This is a genomic window from Paenirhizobium cremeum, assembly GCF_022884085.1.
GTDB classification, from domain to species: Bacteria; Pseudomonadota; Alphaproteobacteria; order Rhizobiales; family Rhizobiaceae; genus Allorhizobium; species Allorhizobium cremeum.
Window position 1 is genome coordinate 83233 of record NZ_JAGGCS010000017.1, and the last position, 20122, is coordinate 103354.

15 protein-coding genes are annotated in these 20122 nt (G+C 60.6%); 6 read left to right on the forward strand and 9 right to left on the reverse strand.

What is annotated here, in order from left to right:
- Positions 1-4: 4 nt before the first annotated feature.
- From J5N58_RS23100 to J5N58_RS23130, 7 genes are all read right to left on the reverse strand, one after another.
- A complete protein-coding gene (locus J5N58_RS23100; protein ID WP_112828361.1) occupies positions 5-1594 on the reverse strand; it encodes an MBL fold metallo-hydrolase in 1590 nt (529 codons plus the stop codon).
- Between the two features lie 166 nt (positions 1595-1760).
- On the reverse strand, positions 1761-3386 hold the full coding sequence (locus J5N58_RS23105; RefSeq protein WP_244713286.1) for a GNAT family N-acetyltransferase: 1626 nt from the start codon (positions 3384-3386) through the stop codon (positions 1761-1763).
- Positions 3387-3412: 26 nt separating this feature from the next.
- Entirely contained in the window at positions 3413-3904 is a 492-nt protein-coding gene (locus J5N58_RS23110; RefSeq protein WP_112828360.1) for a hypothetical protein, read from the reverse strand.
- Between the two features lie 39 nt (positions 3905-3943).
- Positions 3944-5293, reverse strand: coding sequence for an HlyD family type I secretion periplasmic adaptor subunit (locus tag J5N58_RS23115; protein WP_112828430.1), 1350 nt, complete (start codon positions 5291-5293; stop codon positions 3944-3946).
- Between the two features lie 5 nt (positions 5294-5298).
- Positions 5299-7887 (reverse strand): type I secretion system permease/ATPase, encoded by a 2589-nt coding sequence (locus J5N58_RS23120; protein WP_425314486.1) that lies wholly within the window; start codon positions 7885-7887, stop codon positions 5299-5301.
- 22 nt (positions 7888-7909) lie between these two features.
- The gene (locus J5N58_RS23125; RefSeq protein WP_112828359.1) at positions 7910-9958 is read right to left on the reverse strand and encodes a hypothetical protein; all 2049 of its coding nucleotides are present in this window, start codon (positions 9956-9958) and stop codon (positions 7910-7912) included.
- A 140-nt stretch (positions 9959-10098) separates the two neighbouring features.
- The gene (locus tag J5N58_RS23130; RefSeq protein ID WP_414900418.1) at positions 10099-11088 is read right to left on the reverse strand and encodes a fibrinogen-binding protein; all 990 of its coding nucleotides are present in this window, start codon (positions 11086-11088) and stop codon (positions 10099-10101) included.
- A 702-nt stretch (positions 11089-11790) separates the two neighbouring features.
- Here J5N58_RS23130 and J5N58_RS23135 point away from each other — a divergent pair.
- Positions 11791-12561 carry a helix-turn-helix transcriptional regulator gene (locus J5N58_RS23135; RefSeq protein ID WP_113339729.1) on the forward strand — a complete coding sequence of 257 codons (771 nt, stop codon included), beginning with the start codon at positions 11791-11793 and terminating at the stop codon, positions 12559-12561.
- 15 nt (positions 12562-12576) lie between these two features.
- On the opposite strand, the gene J5N58_RS23140 is transcribed toward J5N58_RS23135, so the two are convergent.
- Complete coding sequence (locus tag J5N58_RS23140; protein ID WP_113442115.1) at positions 12577-12768, reverse strand: hypothetical protein; 192 nt, start codon at positions 12766-12768, stop codon at positions 12577-12579.
- Positions 12769-13336: 568 nt separating this feature from the next.
- Here J5N58_RS23140 and J5N58_RS23145 point away from each other — a divergent pair.
- Genes J5N58_RS23145 through J5N58_RS23165 form a run of 5 tightly spaced genes read left to right on the forward strand, consistent with a single transcriptional unit; the run spans position 13337 to position 18716 of the window.
- Positions 13337-14329, forward strand: coding sequence for a UDP-glucuronic acid decarboxylase family protein (locus J5N58_RS23145; RefSeq protein ID WP_244713322.1), 993 nt, complete (start codon positions 13337-13339; stop codon positions 14327-14329).
- Position 14330: 1 nt separating this feature from the next.
- Positions 14331-15314, forward strand: coding sequence for a UDP-glucose 4-epimerase GalE (gene galE / locus J5N58_RS23150; protein ID WP_113339731.1), 984 nt, complete (start codon positions 14331-14333; stop codon positions 15312-15314).
- A gap of 20 nt (positions 15315-15334) precedes the next feature.
- On the forward strand, positions 15335-17188 hold the full coding sequence (locus J5N58_RS23155; RefSeq protein WP_425314487.1) for a glycosyltransferase family 2 protein: 1854 nt from the start codon (positions 15335-15337) through the stop codon (positions 17186-17188).
- 46 nt (positions 17189-17234) lie between these two features.
- Positions 17235-17738 (forward strand): DUF995 domain-containing protein, encoded by a 504-nt coding sequence (locus J5N58_RS23160; RefSeq protein WP_113442117.1) that lies wholly within the window; start codon positions 17235-17237, stop codon positions 17736-17738.
- Between the two features lie 18 nt (positions 17739-17756).
- Positions 17757-18716: a glycoside hydrolase family 26 protein gene (locus J5N58_RS23165; protein WP_112828352.1), complete on the forward strand. Its 960-nt coding sequence runs from the start codon at positions 17757-17759 to the stop codon at positions 18714-18716.
- 518 nt (positions 18717-19234) lie between these two features.
- On the opposite strand, the gene J5N58_RS23170 is transcribed toward J5N58_RS23165, so the two are convergent.
- Positions 19235-19597: a helix-turn-helix domain-containing protein gene (locus J5N58_RS23170; protein WP_244713288.1), complete on the reverse strand. Its 363-nt coding sequence runs from the start codon at positions 19595-19597 to the stop codon at positions 19235-19237.
- Positions 19598-20122: the final 525 nt, after the last annotated feature.

The following is a 20122-nucleotide window of genomic DNA, read 5'->3' on the forward strand; positions in this document are numbered from 1 at the left end:
TCCGCTATTCGCTCAGCGCCCGGCGAAGCCGCCGGAGAATGACGCCGCGCGCCTTGTCGTCGGCCGCCTGCTTGAGTTCGTCCTGAAGATCGAGCACCAGCGATTGCAGATCGTTGTGCCAGTCCTTGTGGCCGGGTCGGGCGGGATCGATGCGCGGAGCCCTGATTTCGGAAATGTCGGCCGGTCCTCCTGCTGTCAGTTCGAAAGCGCTGTCGAGGCGCGGAATGAAGATCCGCTCCGGCGCAAGGAAGGCTGAAAGCCGTTCTCCCAGCCCGGCAAGCGCCATCTCTTCGCCATGCACGAGGAAAACGCCTGACGTGATCGGCAGCCGCTCCTTCACCCAGGCAGCAAGTTCCGGCCCGTCGGCGTGGCCGCTATAGATATCGAGGCGGCGGATGCGGGCGCGAACGGTGATTTCATCGCCCTGGATGCGCACCGTCTGCGCGCCCTCTTCGAGAATGCGGCCGAGAGTGCCGGCTGCCTGATAGCCGACCAGCAGGACGGTCGCCTCCTCGCGCCAGAGCCAGTTCTTCAGCCGGTGCCTGATGCGTCCGGCATCACACATGCCGCTGGCGGCGATCACGATATGGAAGCCGTGCATGTGATCGATGGCCTTGGATTGCTCGACCGTCTCGGTGAAGCGCACATTGCGCGCCTCCATGGCCTCGGCCAGCATCCGTCCGTTTTCCAGTTCGCGGGAATGGCGGCGGAAGATTTCGCTCGCCCGGGTGGCGAGCGGCGAATCGATAACGATCGGGCAGGTGGCGATTGCGCCCGTTTTCATCAGGTAGACGAGGTCGGCCAGCAGTTCCTGCGTACGTTCGACCGCAAAGGACGGGATCAGAAGCGCCCCGTTGATATTGGTCGCCGCCTTCACCTCGGCCTTTAGCGCCGCCCGCCGCGTCTGATCGGAGACATTGTCGCGGTCGGTGTCGCCATAGGTGCTTTCGCAGATGACATAGTCGAAACCCTCAGGCGCTTCAGGATCGAATTGCAGAAGCTTGTGGCTCGGACCGATATCGCCGGAAAAGAGCACCCGCAGTCGCTTGAAAGGTGTGTCGATCTCCATTTCGATGGATGCCGAGCCGAGCAGATGGCCGGCATTCCAGAAGCGGAAGCGTATCCCCTCGGCGGCCTGTTGCCAGCGTTCGAGTTCGACGGTGCGCATCAGCGTGACGGCGCGGGCGGCATCTTCCGCCGTATAGATCGGCTCGACGGTATCGCGGCCGCGACGCTGGTTGCGGCGATTGAGTTGTTCGACCTCGCTCTCCTGGATATGGGCGGAATCCGGCAGCATCACAGAGCAGAGATCGATCGTGCCGCGGGTGGCGAAGATCGGCCCGTCATATCCGACCTTCGTAAGCTTGGGCAGCAATCCCGAATGGTCGATATGCGCGTGGGTCAGGATCACCGCGTCGAGGGAGGAGGGCTCGAACGGAAAGGCGCGATAATTCAGCTCTTTCTCGCTCTTCGAACCCTGGAACATGCCGCAATCGACGAGCACGCGCGCACCGTCGTTTTCGACGAGAAAGCAGGAGCCGGTCACCGTGCCGGCGGCGCCATGGAAGCGGAGGACAGGGGAGGAAGGCTTCATATCGCGGCTCCGTGGATGGCCGGCTTTCAGCGCATCGCTGTCGCATTCCGGCCGGCCGCCGGTTGCTGCGATGGTAACCCGTGGGGCACCACATCAGTCATCCCGATATCGTCCGGCAGCGTCAAGCCTGCAGAGGCCGACCGCGATCTACGGTCGCATCGTCCGTTCAGTTCAGACGTGCGGGCATGTCTTCTCCGAAGCGCGCCAGGTCCGGATAGAAGGCCGGGTCCGGACGCGGCTCCATGGCGAAGGAAAGGCGCAGCAGCGCCGCACGGGCCTTCCCTGCAAAGACCTGCTGAGCATCGTCGCCGGGCCGGGTGCGGGCCGCCTCCGCCAGGACCGAGGCGGCTTCCGGCAGGCGTTTGTCCGCAAGAAGGGCGATCCCCCACTTGTAGCGGCCTTCCACATGCTGCGGTGCGCGCTCGCAAAGCGTGCGCAGCGTCTCTGCCGCCAGTCCGTAGCGCCGTGTGGCAAGATGCAATTCCCCGAGCCTGAGGAGGACCGGCACGGGATCGCGAAGCCGGGGGATCAGCGCCCGATAGGAGGTCTCCGCCGCGCTGAACTCGCCGCGTTCGAACAAAAGGTTGGCGAGGCCGAATTCGGCGCCCCGATGGTCTGGCATGGCGTCGAGGATCTGGCGGAAGGCCGTTTCCGCCTCCGCTTTCCTGCCGGAACGGTAAAAGTCGAGCCCACGCTCGTAAACGAAACGGACGCTGCGCGGATTGATGAGGCCGCCGGTATTCAGCCCGTTGCGCGTTCGAAACAGCGTGCAGGAAATACGCCTCTCCGTCACACCGAACATGTATTTGTAGGGCTCGTTGCCGCGCAGGAAGTCATAGGTGCGGAAACCCTCGGCGATTGCCTTGCGGATACAATAGCCATGGAGCAAGAGGCCGGGAGAGGGAGTGGTCCAGCTTTCGTCGCGGCCGGTGATGTAGAACAGCACCGCCTTCTTCTGACGGTCGACGATGTTGGCGAGCGCACCGAGTGGCCGCTCGCCGTACCACAGAACCGGCACGTCGAGATTGCCGTCGGAAAAACAGTCCGTCAGCATCTCGCGCGACGACCGGATCAGTTTCTCGGTCTTGTCCTCTCCCTTGAACGGCGTCCACCGTGTCCGCCAGAAATCGAAGAGGATATCGAGGTCGCGTTCGACGGTTTCAGGCGTCGCCATGGTGATGCGATATTCGCCGCTGTTTTCGACCTTTCGCAGGAAGCGCCGGAGCTTCTGCCGGGTCTGGCTGCTCATGTGCTGCTCCAGGTAGCTGTCCCAGCTATCGGGCAGGTGGATGACGGGGCAGATGGTGTTGTCGATCCGCTGTTCGTTGCGCGGTACGTTGTTGCGGAACATCACGTCCGGTCCCTGCAGCGCAACGATCATCGCCTCGCGGCGTCCGGGCGGGCCGCTGAAATAATCGAGCTTGATCTGCATCCATCTTTCGTGCCTGAGGCCGGCGGCAAAGCCGGCGACCGCCTGCTTCTCATATTCCGGCCGGGTGATGAAACCGGTGTAGTCGGCAGCGAAATTGCCGGCCATGATGATCTCGTCGAAGAAGACGCCGTCCGCATTCGCCCTCGTCTGAAGGCGCAGCGGAAAGAAGGCGACATAGGGGGAACCCGGCGCGGCCTCCCGCAGCGCCAGGATGAACCAGCGCCGGCGTCGGGAGAGATAACGGTTCAGCCATGTCCAAGAGAGAAAATGCTGGGCATCCGGATCGGCCATGAACACCGCTTCCCAGTTTTCGCGGATGGCTGCGAAAGCCTCCGGTGTGTCGATGACGTCTATCCGCACCGTATTCCCCTCCTGAATTCCGGAAATCAGATCGAGCCTGCCAGATGCGGGCTTGCATGGATGAAAGCCCACAGAGCCTTGCTGATGTCGGTAATTTCGGCGATCGAGTTTTCGAGTTGCCGGATTTCCCTGTCGTCCATCTGCTCGACCTTGCCGTAGCGGATCTCGCTGTCGGTCTCGACCAGCCGCATGAGTTGGGTGCTGGAGATGTCGCCGCTTTCGTCGAACGAATAGATGCTGTGGTTGTACTTGTTGCGGACCTTGGCTTCCTTCTTGAGCCGCGCCATGGCGAGGAGCACGGCCTCCCGGTCGGCCTTCGAAGTGGAGCGGCGCTTGGCGAGCCGTTCCACCAGATCGATGCGCGCCCGGGTGGTGTTGAGCGTCAGGAAGACGATGATCGCCGCCTCCTTGTCGACCCCCAGAAGATGCGCGATGACATAGATCAGCAGGCTTTCGGTATTGGTCCAGACATAGTTCAGCCGGCCGACCCGCAACAAAACATCCGGCATGTTTCCCATGGTTTGGACCTCCAGGTCATTCGTAAGCGGCGGCTTTCCTCATTGTTCCTTGAATGCGCGTGACATGCTGTCGCTGATCGGTTTCGAGAGGTATTCAAAGAATGTCCGCTCCGATGTCTGGATCAGCACGTCGGCCGGCATACCCGGCACGGGATGGAAGCCATGGACCAACGACAGCTGTTCGTCCGGCACCTCCACCCGCACGATGTAGACGTCCTTCTGGGTGCCGAGCGTGCCCTCCTCGATCGAGTCCGCCGAGACGTAGAATACCTTGCCCGTCAGCACCGGCGTGGTGCGGCGGTTGAGCGCCGAAAGCCTGATCGCTGCGGTCTGGCCCTCGCGCAGCTGATCGATCGAGGTACGCAATACCTGCGCCTCGATGATCAAGGGAACCCCGGCTGGCAGGATTTCCATGATCGGTTTGCCGGTGGTGATGACGCCGCCGGCGGTATGGTAATAGGAGCGCACGACGGTGCCGCTGACCGGCGAGCGGATGACCGTTCGCTCCAGCACCTCGGCTGCCTCGGTCATCTGTTCACGCACACTGTCGAGATCGGATTCCGCCGTTTCCAGGGCGTCGAGCGCCGCCTGCTTGTTGGAATTGACGGCGATGACGGCTTCCTGCTGGTATTTGGCGATCTGCGCCTGGTTCTCGTTCAGCTCGCCCTCAAGCCTTGCGAGATCGCCGAGCGCGTCGGCGATTGCCCGCTCCATGGCGAGGAGATCCATCTTGCGCAGATAGCCGACCTTGACGAGTTTGGCTTTGGAATCGCGCTCCTCCGTCAAGAGCGAAATTTGTCTTTGGAAGGATTCCTTCTGGCCCTGATAGCCCTTGTAGCGGAATTCCAGCGACTTGATGTTCTTTTCGATGAGGTTGAGCTGTTCCTCCAGCTTGACCTGCTTGCTGTGAAATATGACGTTCTGGCTCTGGATGATCGCGTTGACGTCCGGATCGCTTGCTTCCTTCATGACGATGTCGGGGATTTGAAGCTGCTTGGCGCCCTGGGCTTCGGCTTTGAGCCGCGCCACCACGGCCTCCAGCCGCAGCCGCCGCAGGGTAAGCGCCCTTTCGTTGGCCAGCGCCGCGGTCGGATCGAGAGTGACCAGAATGTCGCCCTCCTTGACCATGTCGCCTTCGCTGACACGCATTTCCCTGATGATCCCGCCCTCGAGATGCTGCACGATCTTGTTGCTGCCGGTCGCCACGAAGCTGCCCTGCGCGATGATCGCGGAAGCAAGTGGCGCTGTCGCCGCCCAGAAGCCGAAGCCGCCGAACGTGCTGAAGAGAACCGCAAGCCCGATCATGCTGTGCCGCCGGATTGAGCGCGGAACCTCGCTATACCATTCTACGGGTCCCTGGTCGGTTTTCGCTGAAACGCTGCGTGTCATGATCGTCACCTGTTGTCGATGCGCGGCGCATCGCGCTCGCCGCCGGCACTCTTGCTCAGGGCCTTGAGCACTTCGACGCGCTCGCCGAACATCGCGACCGAACCGTCCTTGAGCACGAGGATCTTGTCGACCACCTGCAGCAGAGCAGGGCGCTGGGTGATCGTGACCGTGGTGATGCCCTGCTTCTTCGCATGAATGAGCGCGCGGGCGAGCGCTGCCTCGCCCTGGGTATCGAGATTGGAGTTGGGCTCGTCGAGCACCACGAATTTCGGATCGCCGAAAAAGGCGCGGGCAAGGGCGATACGCTGTTTCTGCCCACCCGAAAGCGGCGCCCCGTCTGCGGCGACAACGGTTTCGTAGCCCTGCGGGAAACCGGCGATCAGTTCGTGGACGTCCGCCAGCATGGCCGCCTCGAAGATCTGGCGGTCGTCGACGTCGTCGCGCATGCGGCTGATATTCGCCTTGATGGTGCCGGGGAAAAGCTGCACGTCCTGCGGAAGGTAGCCGATGCTTTCGCCGAACTGCCGCTGGTCCCAGTTCCTGAGGTCCATCAGGTCGAGGCGCACATTGCCCGAAGTCGGCAGGATGGAGCCGACCAGCATCTTGCCGAGCGTCGTCTTGCCGGAGCCGGAATTGCCGATGATCGCAAGCGATTCCCCCTTGCGGAGAGAGAAGGAAATGCCGTTGAGGATGACCTTCTTCTGCGGCGGCGGCACGAAGAGGATCCGCTCGACATCGAGCCTTCCCTCGGGATTGGGCAGTCGAAGCCGGGGAAAGTTCAGCGGAGAATTCACCAGCAACTGCTTGATGCGGCCGTAAGCAGAGGCCGACTTGTTGAACTGGTTCCATCCCTCGATCGCGCCTTCGATCGGAGCAAGAGCCCGGCCGGAGATGATCGAGGCCGCGATCACCATCCCGCCGGTCAAGTGCCCCGAAAGCGACAGATGAGCCCCCCAGCCAAGCAGGGCGATCTGCGTCATCATGCGGCAGGCCTTGGAGACGCCGGCGAACATGATGTTCCTGTCCTGTGCCGCGACATGCGACTTCAGCGAGCCGGCGGTCTCCTGCCCCCACATTCGGACTGCCTCGGGGATCATGGCGAGCGCATTGATGATCTGCGAATTGCGTGACATGGATTCGAGGTGGAAGTTCGCCCGGCTGGCAAAACCGTTGGCCTCCGCGAAATATCGCGCCGTAAAACGCTGGTTCAGGAAGGCGATGAAGAACAGCACCGCGCAGCAGCCGAGAATGATGAGGCCGAGATGCGGATGCACCAGATAAACCACCAGCACGAAGAGCGGCATCAGGGGCGCGTCGAGGAAGGCGATCAGCGTCCCCGAGGTCAGGAAACTGCGCAGTTGCTGCAGGTCCTGCAGGATCTGGTAGTCCTTGCCGGACCCGTGCAGCGAGGCCCTGGCGGCTGCGCTGAGGATGGGGGCGCCAAGCTGCACCTCCAGTTCGACGGCCGTGCGCATGAGGATGAAGCGGCGGATGGCGTCGAGGAAAGCCTGCAACAGGACCGCGCCAACGACCGCGACGGTCAGCATGATGAGCGTGTCCATCGAGCGGCTGGTGAGCACGCGGTCGGAAATCTGGAACAGGTAGAGCGGGATGGCGAGAAGCAGCACGTTGATGGCAACGGTGAACACCATCACGATCAGCATGTTGCGCCGGACGGCTGCGATGCCCTTGGCGAGACTTGCGGCGAAATTCACCGGACCGCTGCGTTTGTGGAAGCCGGCGTGACCGCCGCTGCCGCCGCCGCCATTGCCGCCGCCGTCCGGTTCCTTGCCGTTGCCGCCTCCGCCGCCGGAGGGACGCCGTTCGTTTTCCCGGACAGGCCCGCGGTTATTTTCGATCGTCTTGCCGAATGGCTTGTCCGGCAAGGGCTTGCCGTCGATTTCACGGACCGGCTGCTCGCGTCGGGCCACCGTTTCGGCTGTGGTGGGCACGACCTTTGCGGTCGTTGACGAGACGGCCGCCCCGCTTTTGTTCTCATTATTTTGAGCAGGGGCGGCCGCCCGTCCGGCGGACCTGTCTGGTGCCGCAGCCGCGGTGTCCGGCGGCACCGTTCGAGCAGTTGCCTGCGGCCCCCTGGAGGCGGGACCGTCCGGTTTCGCGACTGCGGCCTCTGTGGCGGCAGTCTGCCGCATGGAGGGCTGGAAGGCGGCGTCATCGAGACGCTTCAGGTTCTCGATAACATCGTTGATCGTCGGAATGGCCGCCGCCGGCTGCTGGGGCGGCGTCCGTGCCGGAGGAACTGCGGCCCGCATGTCACCGGTTCCGATCCGATCGACGGCAGCGGGAGGCGGGCCGGCAGGCCGCGCCGGGCTGTCCGGCTGCGGCCGGACGAAGGCCTTCGGCATTTCGCTCGCCGTTCTTTCGACAACCGGTTGGGGCGGTTCCAGCCTCTCCGCAAGTTGCGTGGTCGAGACCGTCAGTTTCTTCAGGTTATCGATCACGTCATCGATCGCCGAGATGCATGCATCCGTCAGGCCCGCATCCTCCTTGCCGGCCGGTAAGGCCGGTTGCGCGTCCTTGCCAAGCTCGATCGCCTCGCTTTTCGACAGTTCCTCTTTCGATACGTGGTTCATTGCGTTCCCCAGGGATTGGCGTTCAGGCGATCACGGTCTGCATCACGTCCGCCGGACTTGCGCCCGGCCCGCAAAGATCGCCGCCTGAATTGAAGATTGCGTCATCCGTGTCGGGGGTCACGGGATCGTCATCGAGAAAGGCGAGGATTTCGTTGGCGAGCTGGTTGTTCAACGGCTGCGGCTGCGTCGTGTCGTTTTCCACCAGCCCTCCCTGAATGAGAATGGCATCGGAATAGGTCTGCCCCGCCACATAGGTCGTTCCGCCGAAGCTGTCGTAATCGATGACCTGAGCGATATTCGCCACCGTGTTGCTGCCGGTATCGATGATGACCGATGCGTTCTCGTTGTTGGCGAGCAACTCGGAAGCCACCTGCGTGACGCTGTCGGCGTCACCGAGAATGCTGACCTGCTTGATGTAGGTCACGTCGTAGAGATTGCCGGTGATGTAGAGCACGTTCAGCCATTCGTATCCGGCGAAATTGGTGTCGCCGGCCAGAGTCTCCGGCATGTCCGGATCGCCAGTTTCGATCGCCTGCTGCGATTGCTGCATGTGGTCCGGCATCGTCTCGAAACGGTCATTGGCCCCGACATTCTGGATCGAAGCCTGGTTCCAGAGAAGGTTGTTTCCGGTCTGCGTCTCGACGCCATCGGGAAGCGTGCCGTCGCCCCCGATCCTGTCGTTGTCGTAGAGGATTGCGAGCTGGCTGATGATGTTCATGTCCAGCACATTGCCGCCGACGATGACGAGATCGTATTGCTGGCTTATCCCGAGATAGGCGGTAAGGTTGAAGACCGCATTGCCGCCCACCAGCACCGAGGTCTCGCAGCCGGTCGTCGTGACCACCATCTGGTCGTTGTCGGTGACGAAATTGTATTGCTCGATCCACTGCACGAAACAGACATCGCCTTCGATGACGCTCACGCGCCAGTCCGAAGGATAGACGGGGTCTTCGCCCTGGCCGTCGTCCGCCTGATTTTCGCTCGTTTCTCCGAAGGTCGTACGGTCGAAGACGCCGATATTCATCGCGACCGTCGGTGCCTGCTCGCCCGCGCCGTCCTCGCCTTTCCCGCATCCCGTCGGGATATAGTCGTTGTTGTCGTTGTCGGAATAGACATAGGCCTGCGTGATGACATCGACCTGATGGTAATTGCCCATGACGCTCATCACAGGCGTAATCACACCCGTCGTGGTCACGCTCGCGACGTTGGCGACGACATTGGCGCCGGCGGCGACGGTCAGAACGTTTTCCGGACCGGCCTGTTCGAGCGGCGTCTCGCTCGGCTCCGGCTCCTCCGGCTGGTCCGCGATGCCGCGGTCGGGCATGTGATCGTCCAGTGCCGGAGCCTCGTCCGTCAGGACGCCGTTGACGTAGGTGCCTTGAATATCGTTGCCCGCGATCACGAAATCGACTTCCGCATCCTCGGTCAACGAGGTGGTGTCGTTGGCGAGCAGGCCCTCGTTGAATTCGTGGACTTCCTGCGCTATCTGCTGCAGGTTTTCATAGGTGTCGGTACGGTCGAAATCCGCAAATGGCGTGAAGACGTCCGCTGCGTTTGCGAATTCGGCCAGCCGTTCGGTGACGTAGCCGGTGTCCAGGCGTGCGTGCTCCTGGCCGGTCATGTTCAGATAGTCATCGTCGAAAAGCAGGTTGACCTGGGAAATGTGGGATATCGCGGACCCGGGGCCCGGATAGACTGCGAGACGTTCTTCCGGCATCTCCATCGGGATGGTCGGGTCGGCCTGGTCTATGCGCGGCAGCCTGTAGCCTCCCGACAGGCCGTCATCCAGGTCGCGCAGAAGCTGTTGCGGATCGGGATCGAACGGCGCCCGGCCCCCGACATCGAACAGGCGATAATCGCCATCCCTGTAGGTGACGTCGGGATCGAACCCTCTCAGCACGAGTTGCGATGCGAAGTCCGGATCGAGGGCCTCGAGTTCCGGCGGAGGCGGCGGGTCCTCGCCATGAACTTTACCTTCGGTGTAGCCGATGCGCAGCCGCGCCTCGTCTATCACGCTGTCGAAATGCCCGATGAAATGGGCGATGATGTCGGAAATCCTGTCCGCCTGCATGGCCGCCTCCCTTTACTCACGCCCTCCAGCATGCGTCCGTGCGTTTCGGCGCATCTCTTGCATCCGCTGGTGAGCCTCAAGCCGTTGAGACTGCACCGGCCACGACCGGTGCAGTCCTTTCCTGTCTTGGGGGAGAGCAGTTAAGCGCCGGACGAATCCTCGCCGATGTCGGTGACGTTCGAATTGCCGCCGATGACGCTGCTGTCGATGGTGTTGGACAGCATGTTGGCGCCCTGGACGAATTCGAAGTGGAAGCCCGAATTAGCGAGGATCGCGGAGGCATCAGCCGTGCTGGCGCCGCTGACGTCGTCGCTGGCCCTGAGGTCCCAGCCCTTGGCGTCGAGTTCCATGCCCTCGCTGCTGTCGGCAGTGCCGCCGGTTGCCGAGAGGAAGTTCTGGGCTCCGCCATTCTGCATGCTGACTTCCCAGGCGGTATCCTGGTCGGCGAGGTGGCTCGCCTGGACCGCACTGAAGCCGCTGTCGTTGCCGACGCCATTCAGGGAGTTGTTCAGGATGTTGTCGACGTTGAGCGAGAACGAGAAGTCGTCGCCGATATCGAAGGTAAGGTCGCCACCGGCGATGCCGAGATTGCCGAAGTCGTGGACGTTGTCGAGCTGGCCGAAATCGTCATCGGACGAATTGAAGCTGTCGCTCGTGGTGATGTTGAAGCTGTCGGTCGTCGTCTTGATGTCGGTCTCGGTTTCCGTGACCGTCTTGATGTCGGTGTCGATATCCGTTTCGGTGTTGGAGTAGGACTTGCTGTCATAGCTCCAGTCGTAGTCGGAGGAATTGTAGCTGTCCGTCACGGTTTTGGTGTCGTTGTCCGTGATGGTCTTGATGTCGGTTTCGGTTTCGGTGTTCGAATAGGACTTGCTGTCGTAGCTCCAGTCATATTCGTTGTCGCGATTGTTGCCGTTGTCGGCCGCGACATCCACGTCGATCTTGGAATCGACGTCTACATCGACGCTGTTGTCGGTATTGTCACGGTTGTCGCCGTTGGCGACGCCGCCGACATAGCCGGTCGACCCCTCATCGACCTCGGTTGAGTTGATCGCGCTGTTGGCAAAGCCGTCAGCCAGAGCGCCGACATTGGTCTCCTCGGAGCCCTTCGGATCATAGTCGTGGGACATTTCCATTCCTCCAAAAAAAATGGAGCAGCTCTCGAAAATCCCTCTCATCTCAAATGGGATCTGTTTCGCGCTTGCTCCGTATTGTTGTGTGCAGTGGGTATACGAACTACGTTTTATCCACCGTGGCTAAGTCGTTTTCGGGATGTATCTATCCTGAAGACGTATTCTCCCCGTCCCGAAATGCGAATACATTTCGAAATCGTTCCTGTTTTGAGTTTTGTTTATTGATCGGAAGAGAGAAATTGCAGGAATTCTTACAAAGTACCCGTGAATGCCGTCGATTTTTCCTCCCGACGATCAAAATCAACAGGAAAACGGGCGGCGTTCATAGCCACGAAATGGGATTAGTCACAAATGCCGGATGCTCCCGAAGACCCCGTTGATGGCCGGCGTTGGCGTCAGGCGTTTTCGGAGGGCTTTGGAAATCCGTTAAAATTTCACTAAAAAGCAGGGGGTAATACTGAAGGGCGTCATGGACGCAAAACCTGTGGAGAAGGCCCGAATGTGCCCAAAAAAGTCGCGTTTTGCCCGCGTTTGTGGTTTTTTTGACGCGGAATAACCCAAAATGGTCATTTCCAATCCCTGTTTTTCGCACTAACATAATTAACTAATAGTTAAAAGACGAAGGGGTGTTGGGGGCCAACAGCGGCTCTCCCGAGGTTCTACATGTAGCGCGTAAGTTAACGCCAAGGGGAGGCATGTATGTTTATGACAGAGTCACATATAAGTGATACCGCACGTCATATGCCGGGGGTAATGCAAGAAAATACAATACTGATGATAGCGAAGCAGGACTTGCTCGCGGAATGCCTCGCAGAGGTTCTTTCCAGAAAATTCCCAAATCATAACATTATTGTTCGGCAAGGTATCCAGGATATAAAGGATTATGAAGGCGACGGGGCAAATTTGATCTTGCTCTATCGTTTGTCCACCGTGGATATACAGGAAGTTCTTCAGCGCCTGCAGCCGAGCAAGGGTGACACATCGGTGGGCATCGTCGTCGAGGCCGTAGGCCAGCTCGACCCATATTTTCGCACTCTGGCGGAAGCCCGAACAATTGATGGGATTTTGCCGCTCAACTTGCGGCTGGATGTCTTTCTCGCCGCTGTCGACCTTCTTGCAAAGGGTGGCGAGCATTTTCCATCCGCACTTCTGCAACGCCTGAGCAGTGACGCTCCCCTGGTGGAGGCCTCCTTTGAAAGCGGTCTCGTCAAGGCAGCGAGATCCAACACGCTTACCTTGCCGAACGGCGACATGGCGGCGCTCACGACGCGCGAGGTGCAGATCCTCGATCTGATCTGCGAGGGGACGCAAAACAAGATCATCGCCGATCGTCTCAACCTTTCGGAAAATACCGTGAAGGTTCATATCCGCAATATTTATAAGAAGATGCACGTGCGCAACCGTACGGAGGCGGCGTCCCGGTTCTTCAACAATGATCGGGGTGGCGGTTCAAGCAGGCGTCAGAACTGATCGCTGCCGGTCGTCTCAGCGCAGGAAGCAGCGTGACTTCTGGCCGAAGCCACTCGGGGAGCAGATGTAGGGCGCGGAACCGAGATAGGCGGTTCTGGTTGCTCGGGCCGGTTGCGTGTTGATGACGTCATCGGCAACGGTCTTCCGTCCGCTGCGGGTATCGCCGTAGCCATAGGCCATCGCGTCCGAAGCCGTCCTGCGGACCATGGCCTGTTGTTTCCTGGGCGTGGATTGGCTTGTCGCCATTTCTTCATCTGCGACGGAGCACGACGCGAGCGATGCTGCGCCGAGCGCAACTGCGGCCAACGCGCTTAATCTGAGCATCGCGCCCAGCCCTTTGCTGGCTGCCCTTGTGTGGTATCGCACGAGATCTCTCCGCCGCCGGTTGCTCTCCGACACAATCTGACTGATTCGAGCGCATTTTGACAGAGGTGTATTAGCGATTTCTGTTGATGCGGCAGGTGCTACGCGGAGGGAAGGGGGCCTGCCATCAAATGATTAAGGAATTGTAACCACAAAGTATTACTCATAATCAAATCGGAATTTACCAAAAAAAATCATTGACCTAAATAGAAATCGAGAGCGTACTTATGTTTACGCAAGCTTAATTTAAAAGTCTTCTCCAAAAGAAAGATGTTCTGTTTTGATACAGATGTAATAAGACTTGCGGTGTATGGTTTTCGTAGTGTCGCGTTCGGGGTCTTTATTCATGGCTCCGAGGCAGGGGGTATGTGTAATGCGTAAACTCTTCTCTGATGGTTCTCCGGCGCTTGACATGGCGTCCGGACCTTTTCCCCGAACAGTTCTCGTCAATGGCGGTGCCGGGTTCCTCGGATCGCACCTGTGCGAGCGGCTGCTCCAGGCGGGCCACAGCGTTGTCTGTTGCGACGATTTTTCGACCGGGCGGCGGGAAAACATCCGTCATCTCCTGTCGAATCCGCGTTTCCGCGTGATGGAGCACGATGTCCGCGAGCCCTACGATGTCGCGGCTTCCCTGATCTTCAACTTCGCCTCGCCGGCCTCTCCGCCGGACTATCAGCGCGATCCCGTTGGCACTTTGCTGACGGGCGTGCTCGGTGCGCTGAATGCACTGGATCTCGCGCGCCGCAATCGGGCGACGGTGGTGCAGTCCTCGACATCCGAGGTCTATGGCGATCCGCTCCAGCACCCGCAGCAGGAAAGCTATTGCGGCAACGTCAACCCGATCGGGCCGCGGGGATGTTATGACGAGGGCAAGCGTTGCGCTGAAACGCTGTTCTTCGACTATCACCGCAAGTACGGCGTCGATATCAAGGTCGGCCGCATCTTCAATACCTATGGCCCGCGCATGCGCCTGGATGACGGCCGCGTTGTCTCGAACTTCATCGTTCAGGCGTTGCAGAACCAGGACATGACGATTTACGGCGACGGTCGCCAGACCCGCTCGCTCTGCTACGTCGACGACCTGATCGAGGCTTTCATGCGCTTCTCCGGCGCCGGAAGCGATTGCATCGGGCCTATCAATCTCGGCAATCCGGTCGAGATCCCGGTTCTTCAACTCGCCGAACTGATCCGCGACCTGACCAATTCCCGCTCGCGCATCGTGCATCTTGCCGCTGCTGTCGACGATCCGAAGCAGCGCCGCCCCGATATTTCACGGGCTGCGGAAGAACTCGGCTGGCGGCCGCGTGTGTCGTTAAGGGACGGACTGGAAAAGACCATCCGTTACTTCGATGCCGTGATCGGCCAAGCTGCAACGGAAGGACGCGAACCCGCGGAGGCATTGTGAGATGTCTCGCACTGTTCTCGTTACCGGAGGCGCCGGCTTCATCGGCAGCCATATCTGCAAGGCGCTTTCCCATTCGGGCTTCATCCCGGTGGCCTATGACAACCTTTCCACCGGACATGCGGATGCGGTCCGGTGGGGACCGCTGATCGAGGCCGATATCGCGGATGGCGGTGCGCTGCGGGCGGCCTTCGACCGCTTCGCGCCGGATTGCGTGATCCACTGCGCTGCCAATGCCTATGTCGGGGAATCCGTCGCCAATCCGCAAAAATACTACCGCAACAATGTGGTAGCGGGCCTCAGCCTGCTCGATGCCTGCCTTTCGGCAGGCATCGGCAGGATCGTCTTTTCCAGCAGCTGTGCGACCTACGGCATTCCCGAGCAACTGCCGATCCGCGAAGACAGCATGCAGGTGCCGGTTAATCCCTATGGGCGCACCAAGTTGATCTTCGAGATGGCTCTTGAGGATTACGCCGAAGCCTATGGGCTGAACTTCGTCGCGTTGCGCTATTTCAACGCCGCGGGAGCCGATCCGGACGGAGAACTCGCCGAACGCCATGAGCCGGAGACGCATCTTATCCCGCGGGCCCTGCTTGCGGCCGCCGGACGGCTCGACCGGCTGGAGATATTCGGCCAGGACTACCCGACCGACGACGGCACCTGCATTCGTGACTATATCCACGTCAGCGATTTGGCCGATGCCCATGTGGCGGCGCTCCGGCATCTCGCGAACGGCGGCAGGACGCTTCGGCTGAACCTCGGTTCGGGCCAGGGCACCTCGATCGATGAAGTCCTGCAGGCGATCGGCCGCGTCACCGGCCGGCGCGTTCCCGTCACGTTCAAGCCACGGCGGCCCGGCGATCCGCCGGCATTGTTCGCGGATACCGCGAGCGCCCGTATCGCGCTCGGCTTCGTGCCGCGCCTTTCGGATATCGATACGATCATCCGAACCGCCAGCCCCACCTTCGGCCTGGAGGTGGTTCGATGAGCGCGATCCCGAACATCGGCATGGCCGCCGACAGGCAGGATATCGGGGACGGGGCGATGGAGCCGATTTTCTGCGGGAAAGCACGGCTTGCCTACCTTTTCGGCATGCTCTGCTGGTTCGGAGCGCTCGCCAATTTCTGGATCTGGTGGCTCGATCCGGCCCATGTCATCGGCTGGCTGTCATTTGCCCTCATCACGCTTGTCATGGCCTGGATATCGCTCGTCCCGGCCTATTTCATCCTGATCTTCTTCAATGCCAGGCGCATGCGGCGCTCCGTACCTCTGCCGAACGGTCGTGTTGCCATGGTCGTCACCAAGGCTCCTTCCGAGCCCTTCGAGGTCGTTTGCAGGACGCTGTCCGCCATGCTGTCGCAACGCGGTCTCGATTTCGACGTCTGGCTGGCTGACGAGGACCCTGACGAAGAGACCAGGCGCTGGTGCGCCGAGCGCGGGATCTTTATCTCCACCCGCAAGGGCATTGCCGAATACCACCGTGCCGAATGGCCACGCCGGACGCGCTGCAAGGAAGGCAATCTCGCCTATTTCTACGATCGTTACGGCTATGACCGCTATGATTTCGTCGCACAATTCGATGCCGATCATGTGCCCGATCCGGATTATCTGCAGGAGGTGATCCGTCCCTTCTCGGACCCGTCGGTCGGTTACGTGTCCGCGCCGAGCATCTGCGATGCCAATGCCAAATCGAGCTGGGCGGCACGCGGACGGCTCTATGCCGAGGCGAGCCTGCATGGCGCCTTGCAGGCCGGCTACAACAATGGCTGGGCGCCGCTCTGCATCGGGTCGCATTATGCGGTTCGCACCAGGGCATTGCGCGAGATCGGCGGTCTCGGCCCCGAGCTTGCCGAGGACCATTCGACCACGCTGATGATGAATGCCGGCGGCTGGCGCGGCGTGCATGCGCTCGACGCGATCGCCCATGGAGACGGACCGGAAACCTTCGCCGATCTCTGCGTGCAGGAGTTCCAGTGGTCGCGCAGCCTCACGACGATCCTGCTCCAGTATTCCGCGCCGCTGGTCAGCCAACTGCCGCCGCGGCTGAAGTTCCAGTTCATCTTCTCGCAGCTCTGGTATCCGCTCTTCTCCGGCTTCATGGCGCTGATGTTTGCCATGCCGCTGGTGGCTCTCGTGACGGGCAAGGTCTTCGTCAATGTCAGCTATCCGGATTTTCTTCTCCATTTTGCACCCGTGTCCCTGGTGCTGATCGGCCTTGCCATCTTCTGGAGGCGAAGCGGCACCTATCGCCCCCATGATGCCAAGCTGTTCGGCTGGGAAGGTATCGTTTTCATCCTGTTGCGCTGGCCGTGGTCGCTTGCCGGAACATTGCTCGCCATTCGCGACTGCATCACCCGCAGCTTCGTTGATTTCCGCATCACGCCCAAGGGCAAGCAGGACGTGCGGCTTCTGCCGGTTCGCATCCTTGCGCCTTACGCCGTGCTGGCCGGCTTTTCGGCGGCCGCCATGGCGTTTGCGCCGGCAGATGGCGCCGCGCGGGGTTTCTACATCTTCGTCTGCATCAATGCCGCGGTCTATGCGATGGCCGCCGCCCTGATCGTCATGCGTCATGCGGCCGAAAACGGCTTGCGTGCGGTCTCCCGCTCCGGCGGCGTGGGTTTTGCGATGGTCGGTTGCGTACTGGCGGTCGGTGTCAGCGGCGCCGAACTCCGTCGAAACGGCCTCGGCTCGCTGGAGGCGCTGGCTCACGGCCAGAATGTTCTGACCGTCACCAAGACCCAGTTCACGGTCGCCGGCGCCGGTTTCGGCGGCAAGACGAAGACGGTGAAATTCCATCTGCGCTGGAACGGCCTTGGGGCCGCTCCGCCGGAAACCATCGGTGAAATTGAACCCAAGGCGTAGCGCTGGGCCGGACTGTCCACGCGCATCTGTAGAAAGGGAGGGTACAATGAAGAAAAAACTGAGGAACGGTGGCATCGCATGCCTGGCGCTCACCCTGTTCTTGCCGGTCGCCGCTTTCGCCGCCAGCGGCGTATCGCAGAAGAAGGTGGAACCGCTGAGCGCGGCCGAACTGACGGCGATCTACAGCGGCAAGACCTGGGTCTGGGGCACGGGCGGCGGCCGGTTCAATACCAAGGGACACCGCTTCGTCGCCTATACCAACGAGAAGGGCAAGCCTTCCCTGGGTGAGGGCAGGTGGGCCGTCGACAACAATGGCAAGCTCTGCATCTTCGCCAAATGGACCGCAAGCGACGGCGCCGGCCGGGCGGCCACCTGTTTCGGCCACGCCAAGGTTGGCGACAAGGTCTACCAGCGCCGCCATCCGTTCGGTCACTGGTATGTATTCCGGCACGCGCCGCAACAAACCGGAGACGAGTTCCGCAGGCTGATTGCCGCCGACACGATCAGCCGCCGCGCGCTCGATCTCAAGAAGAACCTGGCGGCAAACTGAAAAGGAAGGAGGACTGCGATGAAAAAGATCAAGAGAAGAACGCTTCTGACAACGGCGGTTACGTCGCTGGTCGTCGTCGGTTCCTATCCCCTGACACGGGCGCAGGGCCTGGGAGGTCTCGTCAATACGACCGCCCAGACGATCCGCGACAAGCGGCCGATTGTCCACGAAGGGGGCATCAGGTTCGGAGCCTACGATCCGCACGGGGATTTTTCGAGCCAGAAGAACGTATCGACCGAAGGCCTCTTCCTGCCGTGGGAAGACGTCGATCTCGACTCGCTGAAGCTTGCCGATACCTATGCGCTGGAGCGAAACCGCAACCTGCTCATCACCATCGAGCCCTGGTCATGGGACGTGGGCTGGCGGCTCACCTCGGATCAGTTGCGGCAAAAGGTGATGCGCGGCGACTACGACGTCAACATGCGGACCATCTCTGCGCTGATCGGCCAGATGAAGAGCCCGGTCATCGTGCGCTGGGCTCAGGAAATGGAAGATACTTCGGGGCGCTTTTCATGGGCCGGGTGGGCGCCGCAGGATTACATCACCGCTTACCGGCGGATGATGGACATCCTGCGGCAGGAGGCCCCGAAGGCGGAACGCATGTGGTCGCCGAAGGGATTGCCGAACCTCACGGCCTACTATCCCGGCGACGGCTATGTCGACCAGGTGGGCCTCTCGGTCTTCGGTCTCGAGGGATATGACGAACGCGCCTATGGCGCGCCGCGAAACTTCCCCGAGAGCCTGAAGCAGGGCTACGATCTGGTCGAGGGCTACGGCAAGCCGGTCTGGGTCGCGGAATTCGGCTACGAGGGCAGCGACGGCTATATCACCCCCTGGATGCAGGAGGCGACGCTGAAACGGGACGAGTTCCCCAGCCTCGTCGAGGTCGTCTACTTCAACGACCGCGACGTTCACGCATGGCCCTTCAACCTCGGCCGCCCCGACTGGCGGGTGGTCCGGGGCGAGGCGACCAACTGACCGGAAAGATCTTCTGCTTGCTGTCGGGGGAGACGGGGCAGTGCGCAAGGCCGGAGCAACCCGAGCGGTTGTTCCGGCCTTTCCGCGCTCGGCGCATCAACGTCCCTGGGCAAGCCGTTCACCAGCGACCGTATCGCCAAAAGCCGGTCGCATAACCTTTGCGGCCACATCAAGCCTGCCGACCGGTGGCTCCAAACTCTGGAAAACACCTGGAGCATCAGGCAGTCAGTGGCGCTGTGGTCTGACGCGCAGCGTCGCGCTTAAACTCCCCACTTGAAATTCAGTTTGCTCATGATGCTCCTCTTGCCTCAAGATCAGGAAGAAGGCGTTTACAAATCTCGGAGGATATTCACAGGCAACTGCAACGGTATTGGCTTCTTCGACAAAAAAGAGGAAGGCGGGGGCGCTGGCAAGGCCTCTTGTCAGATTGCCTCTTCACATCTTTTCGGACAAATATTCCCTCAAGTTTCCAACGGTGCCCCATCCGGGTTTACCTCGAAGAGGGCATAGGTTTTCCGTCACAGTTCAGGTGTCTTCGCATGTTTTGTGAGCAGTTGGACAACTTGGTTGCCAATGTCGACCGGAAGCCACACGTCAGTAGTGAGGCGCATGTCTTTTCCATCAGCTGAACGCAACACAGAGTAGGTTGGCTTCTCCTCGTCGAGCCTGCTGTCCGGCAGCAGGTCGGTAGGCTTCACGCCGAGCGCCGAGGCTAGCTTCGTCAAGAATAGCCCAGTCGGCAGCGCCACTCCGCGCACGTAAGCCGAAATGCGGTTGCGCTCCAAACCGGAGGCGCGGGCCAATTCGCTCTGGTTCATGCCCTTATTGAGCATCAGCTTGTAGACGCGGCGGGCGAACTCGTCTTTGATATTCTCGGCCATTGGGTCCTCCTTAGAGACCGTTTCCATGCCAAGAAGAGTGTATCGTTTGTGTGCTGATGTCAACGGACAAATTGTCCGTACGCATTGCAGTGGCTCCATCGTGCTGATCGAATGCATGAGGACATAGCTGTCTGGAAGCAGCAATCTGTACGACTTTATTGCGACTGGTCGCGCATGAGGTACATTCTAAGGTACGCTCAAGTGATTGAAATCATTGGAGTTTGGAGAGATTGGCTGGGGAACCTGGATTCTCACATGATTTCAATGGCTTAGAGAAAAAACCTTGAAATTCCCTCTGTTTTCCTGCCGCGAGCGACCGTGGATACCACCTTTGTGCCCTGGCTTTGGGCATCAGTCAACTGGACGGTCGAACGGCAATAATTTCCGCTTCCGGGCTCATTTTTGCGGCGGGGCGGCCAAAAGGCTCACGGCAGTTTTGCGCCGCCAAATCGGCTGTTAAGGATCTGCCTGCCTTTGTGCCGGTGAACGAACCCGCTGCGCGGGAGAGCGTCTGCGGCTGAGGTA